The 8,506-nt window shown below is 74.0% G+C and carries 6 protein-coding genes and 1 rRNA gene; all 7 read right to left on the bottom strand.

Annotated features, from left to right (window positions below; genetic code table 11):
- Positions 1–447: 447 nt before the first annotated feature.
- Positions 448–2,226, bottom strand: coding sequence for a DNA repair protein RecN (recN, locus tag CLV40_RS36845; protein ID WP_245931830.1), 1,779 nt, complete (start codon positions 2,224–2,226; stop codon positions 448–450).
- Positions 2,227–2,302: 76 nt separating this feature from the next.
- Positions 2,303–3,184 carry an NAD kinase gene (locus CLV40_RS36840; RefSeq protein ID WP_104483671.1) on the bottom strand — a complete coding sequence of 294 codons (882 nt, stop codon included), beginning with the start codon at positions 3,182–3,184 and terminating at the stop codon, positions 2,303–2,305.
- Positions 3,181–3,987, bottom strand: coding sequence for a TlyA family RNA methyltransferase (locus CLV40_RS36835; RefSeq protein WP_104483670.1), 807 nt, complete (start codon positions 3,985–3,987; stop codon positions 3,181–3,183). The genes CLV40_RS36840 and CLV40_RS36835 overlap by 4 nt, the downstream gene beginning before the upstream one ends.
- 4 nt (positions 3,988–3,991) lie before the next feature.
- Complete coding sequence (locus CLV40_RS38700; protein WP_181043978.1) at positions 3,992–4,168, bottom strand: hypothetical protein; 177 nt, start codon at positions 4,166–4,168, stop codon at positions 3,992–3,994.
- A 41-nt stretch (positions 4,169–4,209) separates the two neighbouring features.
- Positions 4,210–5,199, bottom strand: coding sequence for an HAD-IIA family hydrolase (locus CLV40_RS36825; RefSeq protein WP_104483673.1), 990 nt, complete (start codon positions 5,197–5,199; stop codon positions 4,210–4,212).
- Positions 5,192–6,190: a hypothetical protein gene (locus CLV40_RS36820; protein WP_245931829.1), complete on the bottom strand. Its 999-nt coding sequence runs from the start codon at positions 6,188–6,190 to the stop codon at positions 5,192–5,194. Before CLV40_RS36820 ends, CLV40_RS36825 begins: the two co-directional genes overlap by 8 nt.
- Positions 6,191–8,414: 2,224 nt before the next feature.
- Positions 8,415–8,506, bottom strand: a 5S ribosomal RNA gene (gene rrf / locus CLV40_RS36815); the annotation flags it as partial.

Raw genomic sequence — 8,506 nt, 5'->3', positions numbered from 1 at the left:
AGCCCGGTCGGCCAGACCGCCGCCCTCGCGCACACCCAACCCAAGATCCACCACCGCAGGCTACAGCCCCGCCATGACCTAACCGACCGGCATTGGGGCTAGGCGATGGAGATGACGGCGACAGGCAGTCCCGCCCACGCCGGAACGCGAGGGCGGCTCGGTGCCTGCCCGCAGCGCCGATGCGCCGGTGGTGCCGTGGGCTCCCGGATCCAGGTCCTCGAGGGCGTCATCAGCGATCGTCGGGTCGCCACCGCCGAGGCCACACCGGCGGTCACGGCCTCGCCCGCGCCGTGCACCCCGCCACCGCACCTGCCCGGGGCGACCGCGACACGCTCACTCGCCGACATCCAGGCGGCGGGCCACAGGTCGGAGCGGGACGCGTCGCGGCAGCAAGCGGACGTCCTCGCGCCGAGGACCCCGCAGCGGGAGCCCGAGAGTCCGGGACGGTCAGCGCTTCTTGCGCTTGGGGCGGGGTTTGCCGGTCAGGTCCCAGTCGTGTTTTTCGTTCTCGGCCAGGGCGAGGAGTTCCTCCGCGTGCGCGCGGCCTGTCTCCGTGGACTCCATGCCCGCGAGCATCCGGGCCAGTTCGACGACCCGCTGGGTTTCGTCGAGGGTGCGGACGTCCGAGCGGGTCACACCGCCGTGCATGCCCTTGTCGACGATGAGGTGGCGGTCCGCGAAGGCGGCCACCTGGGCCAGGTGGGTCACCACGATGACCTGGTGGCTGCGGGCCAGCCGGGCCAGCCTGCGGCCGATCTCGACCGCCGCCCGACCACCCACGCCCGCGTCCACCTCGTCGAACACCAGGGTCGGCACCGGGTCCGAGTGGGCCAGCACGACCTCGATGGCCAGCATCACCCGCGACAGCTCACCACCGGACGCGCCCTTGTGCACCGGCAGCGGCTGCGCGCCGTCGTGCGCGACCAGCAGCAGTTCCACGTCGTCGACGCCGTCGGCGCCCGCGTGCAGCGACGCGCCCGCGACCGCGAGGGCCAGCGGGTCGCCGTCCTCCGCCGGGCGCGGCCGGACGCTGATCTGCACGCTCGACTGGCCCATCGCCAGGCCGCCGAGTTCGTCGGTGACCGCCTTGGCCAGCTCGTCGGCCGCCTCGGCGCGGGCCGCGGTCAGCCGGGCGGCGATCTCGCCGAGCCGCGCGGCCAACTCCGCCTTGCGCGCGGCCAGCTCGCCGAGGGCCTCCTCGGAGGTGTCCAGGCCGATCAGCTTGTCCGCGGCCTCGCGCGCCCACGCCAGCACACCGTCCACGTCGGCGGCGTACTTGCGGGTCAGCGACTTCAGCTCGGCCTGCCGGGCCAGCACCCGCTCCAGGGCGGCCGGGTCGGCGTCGAGGGCGTCGAGGTACGCGGTCAGCTCGGCGCCCACGTCGGTGAGCAGCACGGCGGCCTCGGTGAGCCGGGACTCCAGGTCGCGCAGCCGCGGGTCGTCCGCGCCGCCCACCCGGCGCTGCGCCTCGCCGATCAGGCCGAGCGCGCCGGGGGCGTCCGGGTCGCCGTCGGGGGAACCGGAGACCGCGTAGGCCGCCGCGGTGGCGGCCTCGCGCAGCTGGTCGGCGTCGGCGAGCCTGCGGGCCCGCTCGACCAGCTCGGTGTCCTCGCCGGGCTGCGGGTCGGCCCCGCTGATCTCCTCCAGTCCCAGCCGCAGGATGTCGGCCTCGCGGGCCATCTCCTTGGCGCGGCGGGTGCGGTCGTCGAGCTCGGCGGACACCGCCAGCCACTCGGCGCGGACCTCGCGGTACTCGGCGAGTACGCCCGTGACCGCGCCACCGGCGAACCGGTCGATCACCGCGCGCTGCTCGGCGGGCCGCAGCAGCCGGAGCTGGTCGTTCTGGCCGTGCACCGCGATCAGCTGCTCGGCGAGGTCCGACAGCACCCCGACGGGCACCGACCGGCCGCCGACGTGCGCGCGGGAGCGGCCGTCGGTGCTGACGCTGCGCAGCGTGATCAGCGAGCCGTCGTCCTCCGGCTCGGCGCCCGCGTCGGTGGCCACCCGGGCCGCCGGGGACCCGTCCAGGCCCTCGAACCGGCCCTCGACCACGGCCTTGGACTTACCGCTGCGGACCCGCGACGCCTCGCCCCTGCCACCGGACAGCAGGTGCAGTCCGGTGACGACCATCGTCTTGCCCGCACCGGTCTCCCCGGTCACCACGGTGAAGCCGCGGTGGAGCTCGAGCGTGGCCTCGTCGATGACGCCGAGGTCCTGGATGCGCATCTCGGCTAGCACAGGGCGCACCCTAGCGTCTCGCGCCGACCACGGTCAGCGCCCGTCCACAGGTTCGACTTGTTGATCACCGGGACCGCCAGCCGTGCACGGGCAGGGCGAACTTGTCCACCAAACGGTCGGTGAACGGGTCGTCACGCAGCCGGGCCAGCTTGATCGGCAGCCTGCCGCCGCGCACCTCGACCCGCGCGCCGGGCGGGACCTCGAAGGTGCGCCTGCCGTCGCAGCACAGCACCCCGGACTGCCCGTCGGTGTCGATCGACACCCCGACGACCGAGCGCGGCGACACGACCAGCGGCCGGGAGAACATGGCGTGCGCGTTGCTCGGCACCACCAGCATGGCCTGCACGTCCGGCCACACGATCGGCCCGCCCGCCGAGTACGCGTACGCGGTCGACCCCGTGGGTGTGGCGCACAGCACACCGTCGCAGCCGAACGACGACACCGGCCGCCGGTCGACGTCGATGGTCACGTCCAGGATCCGCTCGCGGCTGCTCTTCTCCAGACTGGCCTCGTTGAGCGCCCAGGTGTCGGCGATGACCTCGCCGGCGAGCGTGGCGGTGACGTCGATGGTCATCCGGTCCTCGACCAGGTACCCCTGCTCGACCACCAGCTCCACGGCCTCGGCCAGCGCGTCGGACTCGGCTTCCGCGAGGAACCCGACCCGACCCAGGTTGACGCCCAGCACCGGCACCCCGGCGGGCCGGGCCAGTTCGGCGGCGCGCAGCAGGGTGCCGTCGCCACCGAGCACGAACACCAGCTCGGTGCCCTCGGCGGCGGTCGGGCCCAGCGGCACCACCCCGGCGTAGCAGGACGGGTCGAGGTCGGGCGCCTCCTCGTCGACCACGCGCAACCGCACCCCGGCGGCGGCGAACCAGGTGGCCACCTTCTCCGCCACCCGCCGGTTGTCCGCCCGGCCGGTGTGCACGACCAGCAGGATCTCCCTCATCGCGGCCCCTCCTCGACGGCGCGCCGGACCAGCGCCGCGGCCTCGTCCTCCGGCAGCGCGGAGCCGCGCCGCAACCACGCGAAGTACTCGACGTTGCCGGACGGGCCGGGCAACGGGCTGGCCACCACGCCGTGCGTGCGCAGCCCAAGCTCACCGGCGGCGCGCAGCAGCCGGGTGACGACCTCGGCGCGCAGCTCGGGGTCGCGCACGACACCGCCCGCGCCGAGCCGTTCCTTGCCGACCTCGAACTGCGGTTTGACCATGGGCAGCAGGTCGGCTTCCGGACCGGCGCACGCGGCCAGGGCGGGCAGCACCAGGCGCAGCGAGATGAACGACAGGTCGGCGACCACCAGGTCGACGGGACCGCCGATGTCCTCGGGGGTCAGCGACCGCACGTTGGTCTTGTCGAGGACGGTGACGCGGTCGTCGTTCTGCAGCCGCCACACGAGCTGGCCGCGCCCGACGTCGGCGGCGACGACCCCGGTGGCGCCGCGGCGCAGCAGGACGTCGGTGAAGCCGCCGGTCGAGGCACCCGCGTCGAGGCAGCGCTTGCCGTCGACGGGGACGTCGAAGGCGTCGAGGGCGCCGATGAGCTTGTGCGCGCCGCGCGAGGCCCAGCCGGGGTCGTCGACGAGGTCCTTGACCACGACCGGGGCGTCGGTCTCGACGCCCGTGGCCGGTTTGGTGGCGACCGTGCCGCGCACGGTGACCCGGCCCTCGGAGATCAGCTCGCTGGCGTGGTCGCGGGAGCGGGCCAGCCCCCGCCGGACCAGTTCGGCGTCCAGCCGCGCCCTGCGGGGCACCGGGTCACACCTTGTCGATGGTGGCCAGGGCGGCCGTCAGCGCGATGTGCACCGTGTCGAACCGCTCCACGTGCTCGGCAACGGGCAGGCCGTCGAGCCCTTCGAGCCCCGCGACGGCCGCGGCGATGGCCTCGTCCCGGGCGGGCTCCCGGGGCGGGCCGGGGACTGGGGTGACTTCCACCTGCACTCCTCCACGCTATCCGATGCGCCTGCCCGCGCGGATCACCGCGGGTCGGTGAGCCCGAGGGTTTCCATGGCGGGGTGGTCATCCCCGAGGTCGAGGGGCCCGTCGGCGGCCCAGCTCACCGCGCACAGGGCGCGCAGCAGGTCGAGCGGGTCGCCGTCACCGCTGACGCGCACCTTGCCGCCGTCCGCGCGGACGTCCCAGCCGGACTTGGGGCCGGGCCGCAGCGCGTCGGCGCCCTGGGTGACGGCGGTGATGTCGGCGGCGAGGTAGGTGGGCCTGCTCCCCGGCCCGGCGGTCAGCACGTCGTGGGGCGTGCAGACACCGGTGAGGACGAGCAGGGAGTCGAGGTCGGCGTTGGCCGCGCCCTCGATGTCGGTGTCGAGCCGATCACCGACGACGAGCGGCTTGACGGCCCCCGCGGACCGCACGGACTCCGCCATGAGCGGGGTCGCGGGCTTCCCGGCGACCACGGGCTCCCGGTCGGTGGCGACGCGCAGGGCGTGCACGAGCGCGCCGTTGCCGGGCAGGAGCCCGCGCTCCGCGGGCAGGGTCACGTCGACGTTGCAGGCCACCCAGAGGGCGCCGCCGCGGATCGCGACGGCGGCCTCGGCGAGGTCCCGCCAGGCCAGGTCCGGCGAAAGCCCCTGGACGACGGCCCGCGTGGTGGAAGTGGCCTCCCGCACGGGTTTCAGCCCGACCGCGGTGACCTCGGCGGCCAACGCGGCGGTCCCGAGTACCAGGACCTCGCTGCCCCCGTCGAGGCGCTCGGCGAGGACCGCGGCCCCGGCCTGCGCGCTCGTGCTGACCTCGGCCGGTTCCGCTGACACCCCGAGTTCGGTGAGGTGCGCGGCGACGTCACGGGGTGAGCGGGAGGCGTTGTTGGTCACGAACCGCACGGTCGTGCCGTGGTCCCGCGCGGCCTCCACGGCGCCCGCCGCCCCCTCGACGGCTTGCTTACCGCGGTAAACGGTGCCGTCGAGGTCGAGCAGGAGGGCGTCGTAGAGGTCGAGCAGCCGCTCACCCACGCGAACCGCCACCGTCCTCGGGGGACTTGTCGGTGGCAGCGGACCCGGCGGTTCCGGCCTCGGCGACCCGAGTGGACCCACCGGCGGACCGGTCGGACTCCGCGGTGGTCTGCGAGCCCTCTGCCACGGCGGATTCCTCGCGAGCCACGGCGGTCGGCGTGGGTTCGCCAGCGGACTGGTCGGCCCCAGCAGCCGTCTGGGCACCCTCGGTCGCGGCGGACTTGGCGGTTTCCTCGCCTGCCTCGGTGACCTGAGTGGACTCGCTCGCCGCAGCGCCGGCGGTCTTCTCCTCGGTGGTGCCTGCGAGCTCGGGTTCGGAGGTCTCGTCCGCGGCGGTGTCCTCGGTGGGCTCGTCGGCGTCGGTGTCCTCGTCGTCTTCGATCTCCAGGGTGTCGCCGGGGAGGGCGGCGGCGATCTCGGACTCGTCGGCGCCGAGTTCGAAGGCGCGCTCGGCGGCGTCGGTGTCCTCGTCGTCGTCGGCCTGGGCGGCGTTGAGGAACCAGGTGATGGCCTCCTCGGCGCGGCCCGCGGCGGCCAGGTTGTCGGCGTAGGCGTAGAACAGGCGCGCGCTCCACGGGTCGCGGCGCTTGGGGTCGAGGTCGGGGCCCTGCAGGCCGACGACGGCCGCGTCGAGCTGGCCCATGTCGCGGCGCGCGCCCGCGCTGACGATCCGCAGCTCCACCGAGACCTCGGGGGGCAGGTCGCGCCCCGCTTCCTTGGCCAGTTCCAGCGCCCGCTCCGGGCGGCCGAGGGCGCGCTCGCAGTCGGCCATCACGGCCACGTGCGCGTTGCCGCCGCTCATCCGCCGCACGGCCCGCAGCTCGGACAGCGCCTCGGCCCACTCACCCGCGTGGTAGGCGGTCAGCCCGGCGGCCTCGCGCACGACCGGCACCCGCGCCGCCCGCTCCCGCGCGTACCGCGCGTGCACCAGGGCCCGCTCCGGGTCCTCGTCGATCAGCATCCCGGCCGCGACCAGGTGGCGGCCGACCATTTCGGCCAGCGACTTGGGCAGGCTGCGCAGCCCGGCGCGGGCCTCGACGTCGAGGGCGGAGTAGTCGGCGCCCTCCGGAACCCGGGGGCCACCGCCCTCGTAGCGCTCCTCGCGGGTGTCCTCGTCCCGGTCGAACCGCCGAGGCCGCCGCTCACCGGCCGCGACCTCCGTGTACGCCCGCCGCTCCGACGGCTCGTCCGCGCTGGGACGGGCGTCGGGGGTCAGGTCGTCGTCTTCGGTGTCCCGGTCCGCGTCCCGGTCCGCAGCGCTGTCGTCGTCCTCGCGCTCGGTCTTGGCGCCCGCCAGCTGCTCCTCGACGCTGAAGTCGTCGTCGGTGTCGGCCTGGGTGTCCTCGACGGGGGCGTCCTCGCGGAACCGCCCACCGCGATCGGACGCCGCGAACGGCGAACGACGCTCACGCGACTCGTCGCGGTCGTCACCACGACCGGCCCCACCACGCTCGTCGCGGTCCGAACCCGGGCGGTCGCCGCGCCCAAAGGACCGATCCGACCGGAACCCGCCACGGTCGGAGCTGCCCCGGTCATCGCGGCTGAACCCACGGTCGGACTTGAAGCCACCCCGGTCCGAACCGCCCCGGTCGTCGCGGCTGGAGCCACGGTCGGACCGGAAACCACCCCGGTCGGAACCCGAACGGTCGTCGCGGTTGAAACCGCGGTCCGAGCGGTCGGACCTGTAGCCGCCACGGTCGGAAGCAGGCCGGTCAGAGCGGAACCCACCGCGATCCGAGCCACCCCGGTCATCACGACTGGGGCCGCGGTCCGAGCGGAAACCACCACGGTCGGACTTGAAACCACCGCGATCCGAACCGCCACGGTCGTCACGGTTGAACCCACGGTCGGACTTGAAGCCGCCCCGGTCCGAGCCACCCCGGTCATCGCGGTTGAACCCACGGTCGGACCGGAAACCACCCCGGTCGGAACCCGAACGGTCCGAACCGCCACGGTCCGAGCGGAAACCACCACGGTCCGAGCCCGAGCGATCAGACTTGAACCCACCCCGGTCCGACCCACCCCGGTCGTCACGGCTGGGGCCACGGTCGGACTTGAAGCCGCCTCGGTCCGAGCCAGCGCGATCGTCACGGTTGAACCCACGGTCCGAGCGGAAACCACCGCGATCGGAGCCCGAACGGTCCGACTTGAAACCACCGCGATCCGAACCGCTGCGGTCGTCGCGGTTGTAGCCACGATCGGACCTGAAGCCCCCACCGCCCGACCCAGGCCGGTCATCACGACCGCGGTCCGAGCGGAAGCCACCACGGTCCGAGCCCGGGCGATCGGACCTGAAACCACCGGAACCCGACCCAGACCGGTCATCGCGGCCGAAGCCGCGGTCGGATTTGAAACCACCGCGATCCGAGCCACCCCGGTCGTCACGATTGAACCCGCGATCCGACCGATCCGACTTGAAGCCGCCCCGGTCCGAACCGCCTCGGTCGTCGCGGCTGAAACCCCGGTCGGATTTGAAACCACCGCGATCCGAACCGCCCCGGTCATCACGGTTGGACCGGAAACCACCGCGGTCGGAGCCGCCGCGGTCCGAGCGGAAGCCGCCACGGTCGGAACCCGAACGGTCCGACTTGAAGCCGCCCCGGTCGGCGCCGGGTCGATCGGACTTGAACCCACCCCGGTCGGAGCTGGGTCGATCGGAACGGAACCCGCCGCGGTCACCTGACGAGCGGGAGTCGCGGTCGCCGCCGCGGAAGCCGCCACCCGAGGGGCGGTCGTCACGGCGGAAACTGCCGGAGCCGCCGCGGTCGTCGCGGTTCGTCGAGCGGTAGCCGCCCCGATCCGAACCCGGGCGGTCGTCGCGGGAACGGTTTCCGCCATCGCGGTCGGAACGGAAACTGCCACGGTCCGAGCCACGGTTGTCGCGGTAGCCACCACGGTCGGAGCTGCGGTTGTCGCGGTCATTGCGGTAGCCGCCCTGGCCCCGGTCCGAGCGGTAGCCGCCGCGGTCCGAGTCGTGCTTGCCCCTGGGGCGGTCGTCGCGGCGGTCGGAACGGCCGCCCGAGTTGTGACCGCGTGAGTTGTCGCCGCCCGCGTCACCGCGGTCACGGTCACCCTGTCGCCCGAACTCCGACACTTGCATCCTCCCGAACGCGGGACCACCCGCACCTACACGACCACACGACCGACGCCGAAAAGGGCCTGTGGTTGACGCACGTTTTACACGTGCCCCACCACAGGCCCTTTCGGGAATGTGAGTCCGGCGGCGTCCTACTCTCCCACACCCTCACGAGTGCAGTACCATCGGCGCTGGTGGGCTTAGCTTCCGGGTTCGGGATGGGACCGGGCG

Source organism: Actinokineospora auranticolor, assembly GCF_002934265.1.
In the GTDB taxonomy this organism is placed as follows: domain Bacteria; phylum Actinomycetota; class Actinomycetes; order Mycobacteriales; family Pseudonocardiaceae; genus Actinokineospora; species Actinokineospora auranticolor.
The sequence above is the reverse complement of the archived record's forward strand: the minus strand, read 5'-3'. Positions and strand labels throughout refer to the sequence as shown.

What these genes read in the sequence shown, in the direction of transcription:
- recN (WP_245931830.1), bottom strand. Translation starts at nt 2,226, where the DNA reads ATGCGCATCCAGGACCTCGGCGTCATCGACGAGGCCACGCTCGAGCTC.
- CLV40_RS36840 (WP_104483671.1), bottom strand. Translation starts at nt 3,184, where the DNA reads ATGAGGGAGATCCTGCTGGTCGTGCACACCGGCCGGGCGGACAACCGG.
- CLV40_RS36820 (WP_245931829.1), bottom strand. Translation starts at nt 6,190, where the DNA reads ATGGTCGGCCGCCACCTGGTCGCGGCCGGGATGCTGATCGACGAGGAC.